This is a genomic window from Micrococcus sp. TA1 (assembly GCF_014199555.1).
In the GTDB taxonomy this organism is placed as follows: Bacteria; Actinomycetota; Actinomycetes; order Actinomycetales; family Micrococcaceae; genus Citricoccus.
In genome coordinates, this window is record NZ_JACHNW010000002.1 from 392,022 (window position 1) to 410,009 (window position 17,988).

The 17,988-nt window shown below is 68.6% G+C and carries 17 protein-coding genes; 8 read left to right on the forward strand and 9 right to left on the reverse strand.

Annotation, left to right across the window (positions count from 1 at the left end; all coding sequences use genetic code 11):
* The first annotated feature begins 2 nt into the window (after positions 1–2).
* From GGQ69_RS13100 to GGQ69_RS13110, 3 genes are all read left to right on the forward strand, one after another.
* Positions 3–566, forward strand: coding sequence for a TetR/AcrR family transcriptional regulator (locus GGQ69_RS13100; RefSeq protein ID WP_183529222.1), 564 nt, complete (start codon positions 3–5; stop codon positions 564–566).
* A 371-nt stretch (positions 567–937) separates the two neighbouring features.
* Positions 938–1,309 carry a hypothetical protein gene (locus tag GGQ69_RS13105; RefSeq protein WP_221243765.1) on the forward strand — a complete coding sequence of 124 codons (372 nt, stop codon included), beginning with the start codon at positions 938–940 and terminating at the stop codon, positions 1,307–1,309.
* 221 nt (positions 1,310–1,530) lie between these two features.
* Entirely contained in the window at positions 1,531–1,959 is a 429-nt protein-coding gene (locus GGQ69_RS13110; RefSeq protein ID WP_183529224.1) for a hypothetical protein, read from the forward strand.
* A 214-nt stretch (positions 1,960–2,173) separates the two neighbouring features.
* On the opposite strand, the gene GGQ69_RS13115 is transcribed toward GGQ69_RS13110, so the two are convergent.
* Both GGQ69_RS13115 and GGQ69_RS13120 read right to left on the reverse strand, forming a co-directional pair.
* Entirely contained in the window at positions 2,174–2,509 is a 336-nt protein-coding gene (locus GGQ69_RS13115) for a hypothetical protein (protein ID WP_183529226.1), read from the reverse strand.
* Positions 2,510–3,150: 641 nt separating this feature from the next.
* Positions 3,151–4,533 (reverse strand): MFS transporter, encoded by a 1,383-nt coding sequence (locus GGQ69_RS13120; protein WP_183529228.1) that lies wholly within the window; start codon positions 4,531–4,533, stop codon positions 3,151–3,153.
* A gap of 197 nt (positions 4,534–4,730) precedes the next feature.
* On the opposite strand from GGQ69_RS13120, the gene GGQ69_RS13125 reads away from it, so the two are divergent.
* From GGQ69_RS13125 to GGQ69_RS13135, 3 genes are all read left to right on the forward strand, one after another.
* Entirely contained in the window at positions 4,731–5,492 is a 762-nt protein-coding gene (locus GGQ69_RS13125) for an IclR family transcriptional regulator (RefSeq protein ID WP_183529230.1), read from the forward strand.
* Positions 5,493–5,556: 64 nt separating this feature from the next.
* Complete coding sequence (locus GGQ69_RS13130) at positions 5,557–6,465, forward strand: shikimate dehydrogenase (protein ID WP_183529232.1); 909 nt, start codon at positions 5,557–5,559, stop codon at positions 6,463–6,465.
* A 157-nt stretch (positions 6,466–6,622) separates the two neighbouring features.
* Positions 6,623–7,945, forward strand: coding sequence for a CynX/NimT family MFS transporter (locus GGQ69_RS13135; protein ID WP_370577187.1), 1,323 nt, complete (start codon positions 6,623–6,625; stop codon positions 7,943–7,945).
* 132 nt (positions 7,946–8,077) lie between these two features.
* Here GGQ69_RS13135 and GGQ69_RS13140 read toward each other — a convergent pair whose 3' ends face one another.
* From GGQ69_RS13140 to GGQ69_RS13150, 3 genes are all read right to left on the reverse strand, one after another.
* Positions 8,078–9,799 carry a SulP family inorganic anion transporter gene (locus GGQ69_RS13140; RefSeq protein ID WP_183529234.1) on the reverse strand — a complete coding sequence of 574 codons (1,722 nt, stop codon included), beginning with the start codon at positions 9,797–9,799 and terminating at the stop codon, positions 8,078–8,080.
* A 297-nt stretch (positions 9,800–10,096) separates the two neighbouring features.
* A complete protein-coding gene (locus GGQ69_RS13145) occupies positions 10,097–11,392 on the reverse strand; it encodes a cation:proton antiporter (protein WP_221243766.1) in 1,296 nt (431 codons plus the stop codon).
* A gap of 136 nt (positions 11,393–11,528) precedes the next feature.
* On the reverse strand, positions 11,529–12,104 hold the full coding sequence (locus tag GGQ69_RS13150; protein ID WP_183529236.1) for a hypothetical protein: 576 nt from the start codon (positions 12,102–12,104) through the stop codon (positions 11,529–11,531).
* Between the two features lie 217 nt (positions 12,105–12,321).
* On the opposite strand from GGQ69_RS13150, the gene GGQ69_RS13155 reads away from it, so the two are divergent.
* Together GGQ69_RS13155 and GGQ69_RS13160 are read left to right on the forward strand one after the other, a co-directional pair.
* Positions 12,322–12,762 (forward strand): hypothetical protein, encoded by a 441-nt coding sequence (locus GGQ69_RS13155; protein WP_183529238.1) that lies wholly within the window; start codon positions 12,322–12,324, stop codon positions 12,760–12,762.
* A 17-nt stretch (positions 12,763–12,779) separates the two neighbouring features.
* Entirely contained in the window at positions 12,780–13,112 is a 333-nt protein-coding gene (locus GGQ69_RS13160; RefSeq protein ID WP_255459709.1) for a carboxymuconolactone decarboxylase family protein, read from the forward strand.
* 415 nt (positions 13,113–13,527) lie between these two features.
* On the opposite strand, the gene GGQ69_RS13165 is transcribed toward GGQ69_RS13160, so the two are convergent.
* The 4 genes from GGQ69_RS13165 to GGQ69_RS13180 form a co-directional block, all read right to left on the reverse strand.
* Positions 13,528–14,025: a hypothetical protein gene (locus GGQ69_RS13165; RefSeq protein ID WP_183529240.1), complete on the reverse strand. Its 498-nt coding sequence runs from the start codon at positions 14,023–14,025 to the stop codon at positions 13,528–13,530.
* 407 nt (positions 14,026–14,432) lie between these two features.
* Positions 14,433–15,149, reverse strand: coding sequence for an alpha/beta hydrolase (locus GGQ69_RS13170; RefSeq protein ID WP_324590059.1), 717 nt, complete (start codon positions 15,147–15,149; stop codon positions 14,433–14,435).
* Complete coding sequence (locus GGQ69_RS13175; protein ID WP_183529242.1) at positions 15,146–15,895, reverse strand: alpha/beta fold hydrolase; 750 nt, start codon at positions 15,893–15,895, stop codon at positions 15,146–15,148. The genes GGQ69_RS13170 and GGQ69_RS13175 overlap by 4 nt, the downstream gene beginning before the upstream one ends.
* A 679-nt stretch (positions 15,896–16,574) precedes the next feature.
* Positions 16,575–17,744 (reverse strand): glutamate--cysteine ligase, encoded by a 1,170-nt coding sequence (locus tag GGQ69_RS13180; protein ID WP_183529244.1) that lies wholly within the window; start codon positions 17,742–17,744, stop codon positions 16,575–16,577.
* Between the last annotated feature and the right edge of the window lie 244 nt (positions 17,745–17,988).

The window sequence follows — 17,988 nt, forward strand, 5'->3', positions numbered from 1 at the left end:
ATATGGCGCGCACCGCTGGACGCGACGCGGAGGACACCAAGCGACTGATCCTGGATGCTGCCACGCAGCAGATCGGCCGGCGAGGTACGGCCGTACCCCTCTCGGAGATCGCCACGGCAGCCGGGGTGTCCAAGGGTGGACTGCTCTACCACTTCCCCACCAAGGATCAGCTCCTCAACGGCCTCGCCACCGATCTGATGGACCGCTTCCGCCGGGACGTCGAACGACTGGCCGCCGAGGAAGAACCACAGACCCCGGGCCGGCTCACCCGGGCCTACATCCGGGTGAGCTTCGCCGAGGCCCGTGACCTTCCCGGGCTCCGCGACTCCCTCGCCTTGGCCGCTCATCTCATGTTCGAGCCAGGCCCCGAAGAGCTCGCTCAACAGGACGCACGGCAATGGCGGGCGGCCCTCTTCGACGATGGTGTCGACCCCTTCGCCACCCGAATGATCATTGCCGCCACCGACGGCAGTAACAGCGCCCCCCTCTGGGGAGCCGTCCTCAACGACACCGACCGCACCACGCTGGAAGCGGACCTCATCGCCCTCACCTACCCCACCACCTGACGCACGCTGAGATACGAGAACCCTCGGCGCTACATCGACAAGGGGATGCATCCACCGCCAGGCCCACGTCCCATGGCGTCAAAACCTCTCAGGGGTCTGGGCCGGCATGGCCCCGATTGGCAGTCGGGCCTTACGTGAAACCGGAAGATGCCCAGCCGTCCGACTCAGAGGGCGACGACACAGGTCACAGGCGTCTTCTTCAAGGATCTCGAACGGACGACTGAGCGCGAACGGCCAGGTGCCTCTGCGCGAACCGAGCCACGTCTCTCTGCGATCCACAGGCGTGGTCCGCCGCCCTCCGTACGGAGCCTGCGGGTCACACTGCTCAACCGGGCGGGGTGAGCAGAGCCGGTGGCGGTTAGCGTGCTGGGATGGCTACTTCAGGCGATATCCTCCCCGATCCGGTGACCGTTTCCCTGCACGGGAAGACCTTCGCCGGAGTCAGCAATGCCGTCACCGGCCAAGTTGGAGCGGCCACCCGCTTTCGGTATCACGAGGACGGTGCGGCCATCTGGGCGGAGTACGACGGTGGGGAGATCGTCCGCGGGTATCTCGTGGGGACTCGCGAGGGTGAGCGTTTACAGTTCCGCTACGTGCATCTCGACACCGGCGGGGCCACCGCCAGTGGTGTCTGTGAAAGCCACATCGTGGTGCTTGAGGACGGGCGCGTCCGGTTCGAGGAGTCCTGGGCATGGGAATCCCGCCCCGAGAAGGGCACCAGTGTGGTGGAAGAAATTCGCTGACCGAACCACCGCCTCTTTCGACAGTCATCGACGCTCAGAAGGGCCCTGACCGTGAAAGCGTGACCGGACCGCGGGTTTAGGTCCGTTGCTTCCCGAACGGATCCTCAACGGGGACGACTGAACACGAGTAGCCGAGTGAGTCTGGGAGCCACCCGGTCCTGGATCATCAGTGGTTTTGCGGTGCCGCCTGGATGGATAAGGCTAGGAATATGTGTCAGCAGGTGCCCCTCGAGTCCGTTGCAGGATTCGATGGGGCTGCACAGCGGAAATGGATGCGCTCCCTCAGGTCCGCGACCGCGTACATCGAGCTGGTTTTCCACGACGGGGACAACGAGCATCCCTTGAGCAGGACACTGGCCTGGTTAGATCCGATCCGGCAGATCGGCGTCGGTGCCCGTCCGGGTTACCAGCGACCGCAGCCATCGGCAGTCCTGCATCGCTATTCCTACGATCGGGCGATCCTGCACGCCCTGGAAGAGCTGGGGGGCATCTTCGAGTACGTCTCAACGCCAACCGGTGACCGTGTACGGTTCACCCGTCTGGGCAATGTCGATGTCACCTTCCTGGACCGGCACGGCTCGGTTTTGGGCTCGACCGTGACCCATGAAGGACTCATCCTCTTGCGCCGAGGCGACGTCCCACGACAGTGAGGAAAGTGCTGGGCACGTGCCATGGTGCGCACGCGGATCCCGCAGAGGGCAAGCTCCGCACCCGGCGTACACACCATTCTGAGCGTGGCCCACTCGCCACAGCGGGGCCATTTAGGGGTGTGCAACCATCTGACGAGAGGGGCCCGGAAGAGGATCCCCGAACGAGGCACCGTAGCTCACCCTCGTCAGAGGAAGGTGGGGTAAGGCGTCGAAGTTAGTAGCGAAATAGCCCCGCGATACCCCCGACGATGAGCACTACCGCGGCCGCGAGCAGGAAGGGCGAATACCGCTTGAACAGCTCGAGCCCGTCGTCGACCGTTTTTCCCTCCTCGCTGGCCGCCGCGAGCCGGGCGCCCCACCTGGCCACGGTGGACTTACTTCTGTAGACAATGAATCCAAACAGGCAAACGGCGCCCATGGCGAAGAAAACGAGGGGAACTCCTTCGTTCCCTCCCTTCCATTGCGCTCCGGCGAAGACGAATATGGTCGCGATGACGGCGACGCCGAGTGTTCCTATGCAGGTGGCCATAATGAGGCCTCGTGCGCCCATGCTGGTGCCTTTCCTGTAGCTCTTCCGGGGATGGAAGTCCGCTTCGACCTGCTCGGATGCCGGGAAGGCACCAGGGCAGTTTCCGAGTTCTCAGGATCACGGACCCGGCGTGCGCTGTATAGAGTCCGGGCCCCGATCGGGAACCAGTCGCTGGTCCCACAAGAGGAACCCCACCGAACACACCCACACGTGACCTGCACAAAGAACAGTGCCCCTCTCGGGGCATCCCGTAGGACCCGTCCGGTGAACCATCCCGATGACGGGGCGGCATCCGAAGCACGCCCGAACAGGCCGTCCTGACGCGCCGAGCCATGTCCATTGCAGTGACTCCAACCACGCGATCCCCGCCGCCCTACCTTCCTCAAAAGAACGTTCGACTCCCGAGGACGGTTCTGGGTCCCGGCAAACGGTGCTTGTCGAGACCGTTCGCGCGAAGTCAGGGCGATGGGGGTGAACTACGAAGACGAGCGGTCAGGCCTGGCGGGTGTTGATAGGCGGCGCAGGCGATCTGCTCAGGCTTGTCCATTGGCGACCCGGTCGTAGTCCTGGACGTCATGGGGCGGCCCCAGAAGATTCGTGTCTTCTGGGGCCGTCCCGTCCGGTGAGGCAGTGCTCTTCGGTTGCCTGACAGGGATGGTGGTTCAGCGGCTGACGGCGCCGTGGGCCTCGGGGTGGTGGACCGGTGCGCCGAGCTGGTCCAGGGGGGTGCGGTAGGTTTCCTTGGCCCACAGGGCGCCGATGGTGGCGATGATCGAGGAGCCGGCCACGATCCAGGCCGCGGGCCCCCAGTTGGCCGGGTCGCCGCCGACCAACGCGGTGCCGAGGGTGGGGGTGAAACCGGCGCAGAGGATGCCGATCTGCAGGCCGATGGCCATGCCGGAGTAGCGCACCCGGACGTTGAACAGTTCGGGGAACCAGCCCGGGTAGATGGAGTTCGACGCCGCGTAGGTGCCGGCGGTGATCAGGGTGCTGGCCAGGAAGATCATGGCGATGTTCCCCGTGGAGAGCACGTTGAAGTAGACGAAGATCAGCACGGCCGACCCTGCGACCCCTCCGATGAACATCGGCTTGCGCCCGACGCGGTCCGAGATCGCCGCGAACAGGGGCTGGGTGAAGATCGCCAGGGCGTTGCCCAGGATGCTCACCCACAGCATGGTCGCGGCAGGGATACCCACCACCTGGGTGGCGTAGGCCAGACCGAAGGCCTGCATGAAGGTGTTCGTCACGACCTGGAAGGACATCAGCGTGACCTGGAAGAACTGGGCCGGGTGAGTCCGGAACATCTCGGCGAAGGGCAGCTTCACCAGGTCCTTGTGCTCGGCCTTCTGCTCGAAGACCTCGGGCTCCTCCAGCGACCGGCGGACCAGGTAGGCCACGACCAGCACGACGAGCGAGAGCCAGAACGGGATGCGCCAGCCCCACGCCAGCCGTGCCTCCTCGGACATCGCCGCCACCGGCAGGAAGGCCAGGGAGGCCAGCACGATGCCGGCGGAGATCCCACTCATCGCGAAGCTGGGGAAGAACGCCCGGCGCCCGACCGGAGACTCCTCCATGGTCAGCGCCGCGGCCCCGGCGGTTTCACCACCGGCAGAGAGGCCCTGCAGGACCCGCATCGACACCAGCAGGATCGGCGCCCAGTACCCGGCCGTCTCGAAGTCGGGGAGCACACCGATCAGGAACGTCGCCGCCCCCATCAGGACCAGGGTCATCACCAGGGTGTTCTTGCGCCCGATCTTGTCCCCGAGGTGGCCGAAGACGAAGGCGCCCAACGGGCGGAAGACGTACCCGACCCCGAAGATCGCGAAAGACTGGATCAGGGCCACGGTCGGGTCCCCAGCCGGAAAGAAGATCTGGCTGAAGATCAGGGACGCGGCAGTGGCGTAGATGAAGAAGTCGTAGTACTCCAGCGCCCCGCCCAGGAAGGCGGCCAGGGAGGCCTTGCGGGCACGCTTGAGTTGACGCTGTTCCGCAAACGAATCAATGGCGGGTGCGGACGAGGTGCCCGCGGGTGAATGGGTGGACATCAGGGTGACTCCTGCTGATCAGAATCGGTGGGGTGGGTCCGCCCGTGGGTGTGCCCTCGGGACCGGTGGGAGTGGCAAGGACGTGAGCTCCGATGAGGACAGCCACACCCTGTAGTTTATTTCATATATTGGCAACTGTTGCTGCATTCTGGTTTACGAGTATGCTGTGAGTCACAACACGTGTCAAGGAGGAAGCTATGGCCGCCGCGAAATCCGGTACCGCGACCAAGGTGCTGGATCTGCTGACCCTGCTGGGGGACTATCCGGACGGGGCCACCGCCGGCGAGATCGCCGAGGCTACGGGTCACCCGTTCAGCACCGCCTACCGGTTGGTGAACACGTTGGTGGAGGCGGACTTCGTCACCTACGACCCCTTGGACAAGCGTTACCGCTTGGGGGTGCGCCTGTACCAGTTGGGCCAGAAGGTCGCCCACCAGCGCGGGTTCGATGGGGCGGCCGAACCCATCCTGCGCCAGCTCACCCAGGACACCGGAGAGAGCTCGGTGCTGCACGTCCTGGACGGCGACCGCAGCCTGACCGCCATCAAGGTGGACGGACCCCAGTTCCGCACGACCACCGACCCGGGAGACCGGGCACCGCTGCACACCATCGCCTCGGGCAAGGTCCTGCTCGCCTTCGCCGACCCCGCCACCAGGGACCACCTGCTCGAGACCATTGATCTCACCCCGCGCACCGAGCACTCGGTCACCGACCGCGAGGAATTGCGCCGCCAGATCGAACAGGTCCGCCAGCAGGGCTGGGCCGGGCAGTCCGAGGAGAACGATGTGGGCATGGCCGGCATCGCCGTGCCCGTGCTCTCCCCCGCCCACCGGCTGATCGGCGCGGTCACCCTGGCCGCCCCGATCTTCCGCACCACCCTGGACGGGCTGAAGGAACACCTGTCCGCCCTGTGCCAGGCCGCGGACCGGCTGGCCGCCGAACTGCCCGCCCGCCCCTGAACGACCCGTGGCCACAGCCACGATTCACCGACAGCCGCCTGCACCGCCCCCTCCGAGGAGTTCCATGAGCACCACGTCCGAGTCCTACCTGGTGGGTCTGATCGGGTCCGGCATCACCGCCAGCACCTCCCCCGCCCTGCACGAGGCTGAGGCCCGCCACCACGGCCTGCACTACCTCTACCGCCCCATCGACCTGGACCTCATCGGCCGCCCGGCCCAGGACGTCGGCGAGTTGCTGGCCGCCGGCCGCGACCTGGGCTTCAACGCCTTCAACATCACCCACCCCTGCAAGCAACTCGTCCTGCCCCACCTCGACGAAGTCTCCCCCGAGGCCGCCGCCCTGAAGGCGGTCAACACCGTGCTCATCCGCGACGGGCGGTTCATCGGCCACAACACCGACCAGTCCGGTTTTGCCGCCGGACTGGCCACCGAACTGTCCGACGCCCCCAAGGACACGGTGGTCCAGCTCGGCACCGGCGGGGCCGGCTCCGCGGTGGCCGCCGCGCTGTTGGGCGAGGGCGTGCAGCACCTGTACCTGATCGACGTCGCCCCCGCCCGCGCCACCGAACTCGCCCACGCCATGAGTGCCATGTTCCCCGGCCAGACCGTGGACGCCGCCACCACCGCGGACCTGCCCGGACTGGTCCGGGCCGCCGACGGCATCGTCAACGCAACCCCGGTGGGCATGCACCACCACCCCGGCGCCCCCATCGACACCGGGTTACTCGATGGCACCCAGTGGGTGGCGGAGGTGATCTACCTGCCGGTGGACACCGACCTCATCGTGGCCGCCCGCGCCGCCGGCTGCCGCGTCCTCGACGGTGGGCACATGGCCGTCGGTCAGGCCGTAGACGCCTTCCGGCTCATCACCGGCATCGAACCCGACCGGCCCCGGATGCGCGCCCATTTCCTGGAGATACTCAAGACCCGGCCCAGCGTGGCCCAGAACCGAACACTTCAAGCCCAGCCGTAGATCCCCGCGGCGCGCCAGGATCTCCTCGCCCCGCAGATCCGGCCGGCCACCATGGCCGGGCTCGCCACGCTCCCAGCGGGACAGGCGCCCGCGGACTGGCACACTGACAAGGGCACGCGCGGCGTGATGGTCCGGTTCGGGACCAGTCCAGCGCCCGGTGCCCACAGCCCCGAAGGAGACCGCCACGAACCGCTCGCCAGCACTGCGCCCCGCCCTGCCCTGGGTCATCGCGGGCATCGTCGTCCTCGCCCTGAACCTGCGCGCCCCCATCATCGCGCCGACCGCGGTGCTCGGTCCGATCCAGGCCGACACCTCACTCAACGCCGTCGGCGCCGGCCTGCTGACCGGCCTGCCGGTCCTGATCTTCGCCCTGGCCACCCCGCTGGCCACCCGATGGATCCGCCGCTTCGGCCCCGAGGCGGTCGTCCTGCTCTGCCTGTCCGGTGTGCTCGCGGGCACCGTCATCCGCTCCACGGGTCCGGCCTGGGTGGTGCTGGCCGGGACGGCGGTCATCGGCGTCGCGATCACCCTGGGCAACATCGCCGTGCCGGTGATCATCCGGCGGGACGTGCCCTGGCGCCAGGTGTCCCTGGCCACCGGCGCGTACTCGGCGGCCATGAACGTGGGTTCCATGCTCACGTTGTTGGTCACAGCGCCCCTGGCCGAGGCCGTGGGCTGGCGCTGGGCGATCGCGGCCTGGGCGGTCCTCACCGCCATCGGGCTGGTCTACTGGCTGTGGTGGTCCCGGCGCCTGCGCACCCGGGCCACCGCTGCCCCGGAGCCTGGCCCCACCGACGCCTCCCCGGTCACCTCCGCGGACGGCGTCCGGGACACCCCGACGCCGGCAGGCGCCTCCGCCACCGGTTCCACCCCGGCCACGGGGGCGGTTCCGGGCCCGGGCGCCGGCCGGCCCCGCTTCCGGCTGATCATCGTCCTGCTCACCGTGGCCTTTTGCGGGCAGTCCGGGGCCTACTACGCCACCACCACCTGGCTGCCGACCCTGCTGAGTGATGCCATGGGGTTGGCCGCGGGAGCCTCGGGGGCCACGGCGTCGCTGTTCCAGGTGGCGGCGATCGTGGGGGCCTTCGGGGTGCCGGTGCTCACGCTCCGGGCCCGTGGGCTCTGGGTCCCGGTGGCCGTGATGGGAGTGCTCTGGATCATCCTGCCACTGGGCCTGCTCCTGGCCCCGGAGGCCTACGTGCTGTGGTCCATCATCGGCGGCATCGCCCAGGGCGGTGGGTTCACCGCCATCTTCTCCATCATCGCCCGGGTGGCCGTCACCGATGCAGAGGCCGCCTCCGGTTCGGCGTGGGTGCAGACCGGTGGGTACCTGGTCGCCACGATCACCCCGCCCCTGGCCGGCTGGCTTAACGCGACCTCTGGTGGCTGGACCGCTCCCCTGCTGCTGGTGCTGGTCCTGACCGTCATGTTCTGCACCGGCGGTCTCCTGGCTGCGCGGCTGGCCCAGCGACCATCGTGAACTCGGCGGGCACACGCACACCTCCCGAGTTCCCTGCCGCCGACTCCTGACCGGCAGCGATCGTGCCAGTTCCCTAGAACTGGGACCGTCTCCGCATGAGGAACCGCAAGGCCGGAGCCGTGATGACGCCACCTAGCCGGTGCCGCCGTCGCGGTCCCGTCGTGCGGCCGCCCGCTGCGCCTCGACGGCCCGGTGGATGTTGCCGTGGATCCTGTCCGCCCCGATGGCCTCGATCACGCCGTCGCGGTCCAGGACCCCCCGGGCTGCCGGCCTGAGCCGGGTCAGCCGCAGGATGACGCCCGCGTCACGGGTGAGGGCCACGATGTCCGCCATCTTGGCCGAGCCCTGGGAGTCGACGAAATTGATCCCCCCGCAGTCGAGCACGATCCCGGTCAGGCCAGGACTCTCATGGATGATCTCGCGCAGCCGGTCCTCGAGGGCGTCGGCCGTGGCGAAGAACAGACCCCCGTCCAACCGGAGCACGGCCACGTCGGCGAGCACCTCGTCGCCGGGGTGCTCATCGGCCTCCCGGAAGACCCGCGTGCCCGGTTCACGCCCCAGGATCGGCATCGCCGGGTGCGTGGCCACCGCGATGAGCCAGATCAGTGAGAGCCCGATGCCGATGAGCACGCCCGCCAGCACGCCGACGAGCACGGTGGCGAAGATCGCCGCCACAGCGATCCAGAAGTCGACCTTCTGCACGCGGGCCAGCCGCCGCATCTCCGGCACGTCCATCATGCCCATCACGACGGCCTCGATGATCAGCGCCGCCAGCACGGGCTTGGGCAGGATCGAGAACAGCGGTGCCAGGATCAACAGCGTGAGCAGGACCGTGGCCCCCGAGGTGAGGGAGGCCAGGCCGGTCTTCGCCCCGGAATGGTCGTTCAGGGAACTCGCTGACAGGCTGGTCGAGACCGGCATGCCCCGGAACAGGCCTGCGGCCATGTTGGCCAACGACTGCGCCAAGGACTCCTGGTTGATGTTGATCTGGTAATGATGCCTGGCGGCAAAGGTCCGCGCGTCACCGGCCGTCTGGGAGAAACCGATCAGGACCAGTGCCACGGCCGCGATTGCCGTGGTGCCCGCGTGGTCCCCCATCAATCGGACGTCCGGGACCTGCAGCGAGGGCAGTCCCCGGGGAACGTCGCCGACCAACGCCACTCCCCGTGCGCCGAGGTCGAGCACCGCCGCCGCGAGCAGTCCGCCCACCACGAGCACCAGGGCGCCGGGAACCCGGGGCACGACGGCCTTGAGTCCGAAGACGACGGCGAGGGCGAGTCCGCCCACGACCACCGTCGTCGGGTGTGCCTCGCCCAGCGTGCCCACCCAGGACCGCAGTTCCTGGAGCGGGTTGGACCCGGTGACGTCCGTCCCGGTGAGCTTGGGGAGTTCTCCGATCACGACGTCGATCGCCGCGCCGAAGAGGAAACCCGTGACCACCGCCTTGGACAGGAACTGCGCGATCCAGCCGATTCGCAGCACGGCCAGGACCAGGAACACCAGTCCGGATGCCAGCGTGATACCGGCGACGAACGAGGCGGTATCGACCTCACCGGTGATGCCGGCCGCGAGCACGGCGCTGGCGGCCACCGCCGCCAGGCCTGAACTGGGACCCATCGAGATCTGCCGGCAGCTGCCGAAGATCCCGTAGACCAGCGCTCCGGCGGCGGCCGCGTACAGCCCGTTCTGCAGCGGGACCCCGGCGATGCCTGCATAGCCCAGGTTCTTGGGGACGATCAGGGCGGCGACGGTCACTCCGGCGATCAGATCGCCGCGCAGCCACGCGCGGTCGTAGGTGCGGAGTTGGCCGATGATGGGGACCCGGCCGGGGCGTTGTCCTGGTGCCCTCGCCATGGGCCAGTCTTACCGCACGTCCCACCGCCTGCGCCACAGTCCCGGTGCCGACGGTGCCTCGGTTACCACCGGCCCCTGAATCACGCCGGATGGGGTTCGTCAGGGTCCGCGCCGTGCGCCTAGAGATGGCCGGTTCGCTCCTCGCGGACTCACGGTCATCACGTTCGATCGAGAACGGATGGTGGCCAGCCGGCCGGGTCGGCCAGTGCGGTGTCCCTCTGCGGGATGGACGGTTGGTCGTCGGTGGGCGCGCAGGCTGATGAACCGTCCGCTCATCGTGCCGGTCCTTCCGCCCGTCTAGCGGTGGAGACCCAGGCGCCGTCGGGACGCGGGCGCAACCTGCACGTGTTCCGGTGCATTCGCCGACAACCCGGCGGCCCAGGTCCCGTAGCGGATCGCCAGTGGACCGGCGCTGAGGCCGTGCGCCACGATCGAGACCAGCACCGTGACCGCCGCGACGTCCAGCACATGGTCCGCCAGGCCGGTCGTCCCGAGGGACTGCAGGGCCACCAGCGCGAAGATGACCGTGGCGAGTCCACGGGGACCGAACCAGCCGACGAAGACGATCGTGGCCGGCGACCAGCGCGAGCCCACCATGGCCACGGCCACCGGCACCATGCGAGCCACCGTCAGCGCGCCCAGCGCCACCAGGACGGTTTCCGTCGTCATGCGCGCCAGCGCCGGGCCGACCATGGCGGCACCGAACAGGAGCCACACCACCTGGGAGGCCAGGACTCCGAGCGTCTCGGTGAAGGCCAGTTCCTCTTCGGCGGCCCGCATGCCGGTGGCCGTGGTGAACGCGAGCCCGCCGAGGAAGGCGGCAACGAACCCGTTGGCCTCGATCGAGGTGGCCCCGAAGTAACAGACCGACGCCAAGGTGAGCACGGCCACCTGCACGGACAGCGGTGAGGTCCACTCCCGGCGGCGGCACCACCGCAGCACCAGCCCACCACCGAACCCCACACCAGCCCCGACGGCGACGCCCACCCCCAGGGAGTAGACCGCCCGTACCTGCCAGCTCTCCCCACCGGCGATGCCGGCCTGGGAGGCGGTGACCGCGATCAGTACGGAGACGACCGGCGTGGCCAGCCCGTCGTTGAGCCCACTCTCCATGCCGAGGATCCGCCGCACCCGGACCGGCACGCGTTCATCGCTCACGACGGCGGCTCCGAGCGCGGCGTCCGTGGGGGCCAGGATCGCCGCGACCAGGGCGGCGGCCACCCAGCCCCGCTCAGGGAAGACCGTGATGACCAGCACCGTTCCCGTGATGATGGTCAGCGGCAGGCCGATGCCCAGCAAACGCAACACGGGCCCCAGATCCCCACCGACCTTCCGCGGGCTCAGGCGCGCCGCGTCACAGAACAACAGCAGGGAGAGGGTGACCTCGGCGACGACGAGGAACCAGTGTGCCTGCGGGTCCACCGCCACCAGGCCGAACCCGGCGCTGCCCACCAGCACCCCGACCGCGACGAAGACCATGGCCGCGGTGATGCCGACGCGCTCGAGCCACCGGCAGATGAGCGCATAGACCATGACCGTCCCGACCAGCAGCAGCGGAAGACCGGCGCCCGCAGCACCGGAACCATCACCCACCGCGCACCTCCGAGGCCGCTGTCGTCTGGCCTCCTGGAGGCCCTGTCGCCACCCCGTCTCCGAAGTGTTCAGCACACCCACATCTTGACCCTGAACACGCCGCGATAACAGCAACGGGGATCGACCAATGCCAGCGTTAGATGAGCCTGGAGTGGGTCCGCCTCCGGTGCAGCAGTTGGCCCCATGGCGATGATGAGGTGGCATCGGACAGGGGCCCTGGCACCGACTGGGCGAGGACGGCCCAGGCGATCTCGACGGGCACCGCCGACGGCGGGGTGAGTGACTCCAGATCGACCGTGTGGATGTGGTGCTCACGACCGTTGGTGACGGTGATCAGTGCCGTTGCTCCGGACCGTTCGATCCTTTGATAGCGCCACGGTGTCTTGGCCGGTGGATGGTTACGCGTCAGGCTGGCAAGATCGCCGCAGTACTGGCCCAGATCTCGCAACAACTGGACCCATCGGTGGTGCCTGAGGCGTTCTTGGACGTCCGCGGACCAGGGATCCGGGGATGAGAGGTCATCCGGGCAACCTGCGTGCAAGGCGTCGGCGATGGCCTGTCGAGCGGCGGGAAGCCGGAACGTGCGGACTCCGGCGGGTGTGCTCACCTGCACGTGCTCCCGGTCAAGGAAATCCACGCAGTCACACAGCGGCTTTGCCCGCGCGTCCTCAACGGCGGACAACTCGCCCAAAAAGATACCGATCTGGCCCACAGCCGCTCTTTCCGACTGGGCTCGCCACGTCACTGTGGCTGTTGGGCCCGCCGCGTGCCACGGCACCCGGCGGGCGTGAACCGCACTGTGCTCTGATGCGCGTCATTCTAGATCGCCGGGAACGGGCGAGGCCTGGTTTTCACCCGCTGGGGAGGAGGTGCCGCGCCGGCTGCGCGCCCATAGTGGACGGGACCATTCCAGCGGGCAGGAGGCCGAGATGAACACCACCACGCCGACATCGGACGCCGCGGGCACCACCTTGACCAGGCACCCTCCGGAGAGCTCAGGATGGGTGGGGTGGCTGGTCTTCGCCGCGGTCCTGATGATCCTGCTCGGGGCCTTCCATGCGATCCAGGGACTCATCGCCCTGTTCAACTCCGAGTACTACCTCGTGGGCCCCCAGGGGCTCTCGATTCACCTGGACTACACCACCTGGGGATGGGTCCACCTGATCGCCGGGACCGTGGTCCTGGTCGCCGGCATCGGAGTCCTCGCGGGACAGTTCTGGGCGCGGCTCGTCGGCATCCTGCTGGCCGTGGTCAGCGCGCTGGGCAGCTTCGCGTTCATCGCCGCCTATCCGGTGTGGAGCTGCATCCTGATCGCCCTGGACGTCCTCATCATCTACGCCCTGGCCGTGCACGGCCGGGAGATTCGCTAGTCCGTCTGAACGGAGACATGACCATGGCCAACGACGAGAACCCCGTCATCGACACCCTCGCCGAGATCACCGCCGCGTCCATCGACCACTGCGATCTCGCTCCCCGCGAGCTGATGCTGGCGCGGATCGCGGTACTCGCCGCCGTCGACGCCCCGCCCGCCTCCTACCTGCTCAATGCCGGTGAAGCCCTAGACGTGGGCATCACCCTGGAGGATGTCCAGGGGATCCTCGTCGCCGTGGCCCCGATCATCGGCACCCCGCGGGTCGTCGCGGCAGCCACCCACCTCTTCGAGGCGCTCGGTTTCGCCATCGGTCTTGAGGCGCAGGCCGAGACCGCAGGCAATGAGTAAACACCCGGGCGTCCACGGTCGGCAGACGGGACCTCACCGATCTCACCGGAGGGCCTCTTGAGGTACCCGGTCCGTCAGTTCCTTGCCGGGCGCCGTCGGAGGACGACCACTCCCCGTGAAGGGCATCGTCGTGGCACCGTCTTGCGCCGACGCGGGTACCCGGGTCCTCCTGGTCGTCCCTTGACGTCCACCACCGCGGTCCGGTGATCCGTGTCCGCCTGACGTGACCGGCTCCTGTCACACCGCACCGAGGCAGGATCCTTTCCCTGGTCGCTCGTGCAGCAGAACGGAGACGGTGGTTGCAGGGCCCGGCCGGTCCATGACGAAGACGATGAACGCGCCCAGGGCGATGACACCGATCCGCAGCGGTCGACCGGCCCCGGCCACTCCCAGCGCGGATTCTGGCCGGGTGCGGCTAGCAGGTGATATCGCGCCGAAGGTTCTGCAGCGCTGCACGCACGTCGTCTGCCTCGTCCCGGAGGGACACGATGGCCTCGGGCACGGCGCTGTCATCCGGGACCGCGGCGACCGCGGCACGGAGCTCACTGACGCTGGCCTCGAGCTCTGCCACGCGGTCCTGGGCAAGATCCCGCGCGTCCCTCACCAGGGCGTCGAAGGACGCGGTCACCTTCTCCCGCGCCATACGGATCTGCTCGAGACTGGACTCGGGCTTCAGGGTGGCCCGGAACTCGACGAGGGCATCAGCGAAACGGTCCGCGGACGCGCAGGCCTGCGAAACCCCCTCTGACGGGTCTGGGCTTTCCGGCGCGGGCGTGCTCTCCTGGGCGGTCGAACTTGCCGGTGCAGGTGTACTTTCCTGTGGGCCCCCGCCGGTACATGCCGCCACGGCCAACAACAACGTGGTAGCGCCGATAGCCACAACGCCTGTGGCCGATGAGCTCTTGAAGTGCATGGTGGCCTCCTCCAGGCCCGTCCTGGGCCGATCCGCTCCTGGGGCACCACGGGAGGGCCAGGAGTCTGGTGACTGAAGCATGCTGTGCGGTGGGCCCGCGCGCCTCACCCCCGGCAGATGAGATGTGGCTCGAGGCCCCTCCGGGCGATACACAGTCCTGGTTGACGCCAGATTCTCCGGCCTGGCCCGCACCACCGCAGCAGGCCCAGAAGGCTGACCCCCACCTTCGCCATCATCGGCGCCAGACACCGTATCGCTGGAGCCTCCGGCCAACCGCCGCGCGCAGCCGATGGACCCCACCGGCACGAATATTCACACCGCGCTCAGGGTCGGAACGCGCGGCGAGGCCCCCGTCGTCCAGTGCGGCATTCTCGTGCGACCTCGACCCTGCTGCCCGTGATTCGGCCCTAGGGACTGGAATCCTCCGGTTCAGCCAATGCCTGCAGCAGGATCTCCGGCAGCGAGGGATCGTTGAGGGTGCGGAAGTGCCCTTCCGAATCCAGCTTGATGTTCCTGGCACCGGGCAAATGACTCCCGACGGGGATATGCGGGTCGAACGTGCTGAACACCGAGGTGATGCGGTGGTTGATGGACCGGTCTTCGGACAGCGCACGCAGGCCGCGGTTGCGCGGCGAGAATGCCCGGATGCTCGGGTCCAGGAACAGTCCGGCGTAGACGGATCCGGAAAACGGGCTGTTCACGGCGACCATGTGCCGGATCCGCCCGGCCGACGTGGACGACAGCATCACGTGCTTGCCGACCAGACCGCCTTTGCTGTGCGCCACGATCGTCACGTCGCGCAGGTCGGCCTCCCGAAGGTAACCGGCGACCAGCGCGGCCATCCGACCCAGCTCGCCGCGGTTGTAGCCCAAGGTGCGGACCACGTGGACCGGGTGCCCGGCCGCATGCAGCGTCCGGGCTATCCGGTGCATGAACTGCCAATTCTCGTAGACTCCGGGGATCAGAAGCACCGGCCGGTCGGCGCGCGGTGCCTGCTGGTAGGGTGCCGGGTCGGTGCGGAACAGCACGCCATCCACCTGCCTGAGGCCCGCGTGGCAGTAGTCCAGTAGCCACCACCAACCGCGGACCGGCAGCCGGGCAGCGGCCTTTGCGACGCGCTTCACGATCTGGCTGCCAGGTCAAGGCAATGCCGGGCCACGGCTACCGGGCTGCGGTACATCACGGCATGGGCCTCGCCGGGTATCTCCGTCATGACCGCCGCCGTGCCGGCAGCCGCCAGCTCGGCCAGCCACGACCGGGGGGCGATGGGGTCGTGTTCGCCCCGCACCAGAACGATCGGGACGCATACCAGCGGTAGCCGTTCCTCCAACCGGTAGTCGATCATGTACGCCGCATTGGCGTAGTACCAGCGGCGCCCGCAGCGGAGATAGTCACCGGCCGCCGTCCAGGCCACCTGGGGCGGCTCCCAGAGGGTGTCCTGGATCAGGCGCCGTCGCTGCATGCGGAGGGTCCGCTCCCGGCTGTTGATAGAGGGCCCGAGCAGCACCAGCGACCGGACCGCGGCCGGATCCGCCAGGGCCATTTCGACTCCGGTCAGACACCCCATGGAATGTCCGACGACGATGAACCGGCCCCCGTGTAGCTGCCGCAGCGCCTGCGCGGCCAACCGGCCGGTTTCCCGGATCGGCAACGCCTGCACCGGGCGCCGTGCAGCACCGAAGCCGGGCAGGTGCATGGCGTGCACCGTTGCCGTGGCCGCTAGTTCCCGGGCCAGGGGAACAAAATACCGTGGGGACATCCCGATTCCGGGCACCAATACGAAGCAATCGGACCCCGAACCCCGGGTCTCGATCATGAATTCGGTGCCTTCCACCTGAAGGCACCGCCGTTCCACATCGCTGATGCGCACACTGCCTTCCTTTGCCTGCCGCATAGGCGAATAAGGGCCTATTTTACCGCCGCTGCCGCGAAATAGGCCTCGCCCTTTCCGCGCGATCGAGGCGCTGATATGTATCGCGTCGCGGTGAGCCAGGCACGGGGAACGACATGGCCGGATCCCTCTAGCCGACTCCAGGGTGGCCATCGCGGTTCAAGCTGGGCATGACCCCTCCCGCAGTGATCTCCGGTCACTTGAGGCGTGATGGGTGCATGTGCCGACCGGATGCCTGCACCGGCCTGTATCGAGGATCGGTGGACTCGTACCGCACGGGTGGAGCATGGGCCGGCTGGGCATCGACCCGGCCTGATTCCCGCCGCCGCGCAGGGATTCACAGCACCCCTGAACTAGAACCGCAGGGGGTTGATGTGCCCATAATCACTGACGATCCGCAGAGCGCGGAGAACGGAGGAACACCATGCGTGGTAGCAGTCTTGTCTGGACCATCGTCGGCATCCTGGTGGCCATCGCCCTGATCATCTGGATCGTCTCGGCTCTGTAGAGCCCAGTTCTCCACGCCAGCCTCCCTTGTGGGCTGCGCGGTGCCGGAGGAGCCGGAGACGATGACGCCGGCGTGCCCTCAGGGCGGTGAAGCCCGCCCCGGGGCCGGCGGTGACTTGGACGCGGACCAGCAGGCCCCGCTCCTCGGGCCCTACGACACGGCGGCCGGTGTCCCCTGTGGGGTGTCGTCCTCCGGGCGGGGCAGGACGAGCGACTCCGAGAGGCCGGGCGGGGCCTGGTGGGTCGCGGCCAGGGCGGCGGTCATGACGTCGCCGAGGCTGTGCCGTTCGGCGTAGACCTCACGTTGGTACTGGGAACCGGTGCCCTCGCGCAGGATCTTCGCGACCCCGGCCTCGATCACCGACCGCTCCCCGTACTCGGCCAGCACCGGACCCACGACGTGGAGCAGGCGGATCATGACGTCTCCGGCGGGTGCGGGGGTGCCGGTGGCCGGATCGATCAACTCTCCGGCGGTCCCGTTGCGGCTGGCCTGCCAGGACCAGGCCCGCAGCAGCGCGGCCGGCACGGGCATGGCCGGGGACCCGTCGGCCCAGGCGCGGGCGACCGTCTCCACCAGGGCACGGGTGAGGGCGGCGATCACCGCGGCATGATGCGCGTCCAGGCAGACGTCGGCCACCCGGATCGCCACGGTCGAGTGGTGCTCGGACAGGCGGGCGTCGAAGTAGAGCATGTCAGCGTCCACCGGCACCTGGGTGTCCAACAGGGCCGACCGGTAGCGGTCGTAGGCGTCCGGGGAGCCGAAGACATCGGTGGGCCCGGCGGTGGGCCACCGGGACCACACCTGGTAGCGGTACGAGGCGAACCCGGTGTCGTCCCCGTGCCAGAACGGGGAGTTCGCGCTCAGGGCCAGCAGGGTCGGCAGCCAGACGCGGATCCGGTCCAGCACCGCCACGCCCTCGGCGCGGGAGTCGACGCCCACGTGGATATGGAAGCCGTTGGTGAGCTGTTCGGCCACGGTGAGACCGAACTTGGTGGCGATCCTGCGGTGGCGCAGTCCCGGCACCGGGTGCGGGGAGACCGGACCCAGCGCCGTGGGCAGGGCCACCACGCGTCCGCCCACCCGGGCGGCGGCCCGCTCCGCCAGTGCGCGCCCGGCGCGGATGGAGGCCAGCTGCCCGGCCAGGGTGGTCTGGGGCGGGGAAATGACCTCGAGCTGTTCCTCGTGCAGTTCCTCGCTCACCTGGTGACCGGTAGGCGCCGGCTCGTCCTGCAGGGCGGCGGCCCAGTCCCCGGCCGGCAACGGTTCGCCGGTGCCGGCATCCACCAGCAAGAGTTCTTCTTCCACCCCGAAGGTGCGCATGAGGGTCTCCTCGTCCGTCCTGCCCCTCGTCCCTCACTACGGAGGGTGCGGAGCAAGCGGCACACCCACGGGCGAACCCAGCACTCTACGTGTACTAACTACATGTTCACTGGGAGGACCAGGCCTCCATGCCGGGCCCTGGGGATCAGGGAGAACTGGGCGCCGCGCCTGTTCCCCGCTCCGCCCCCGCTGCATCGCCTGACGGCGGGCCGGCCGTGCGTGACCCCGGGTCGAGCGGGCCCCA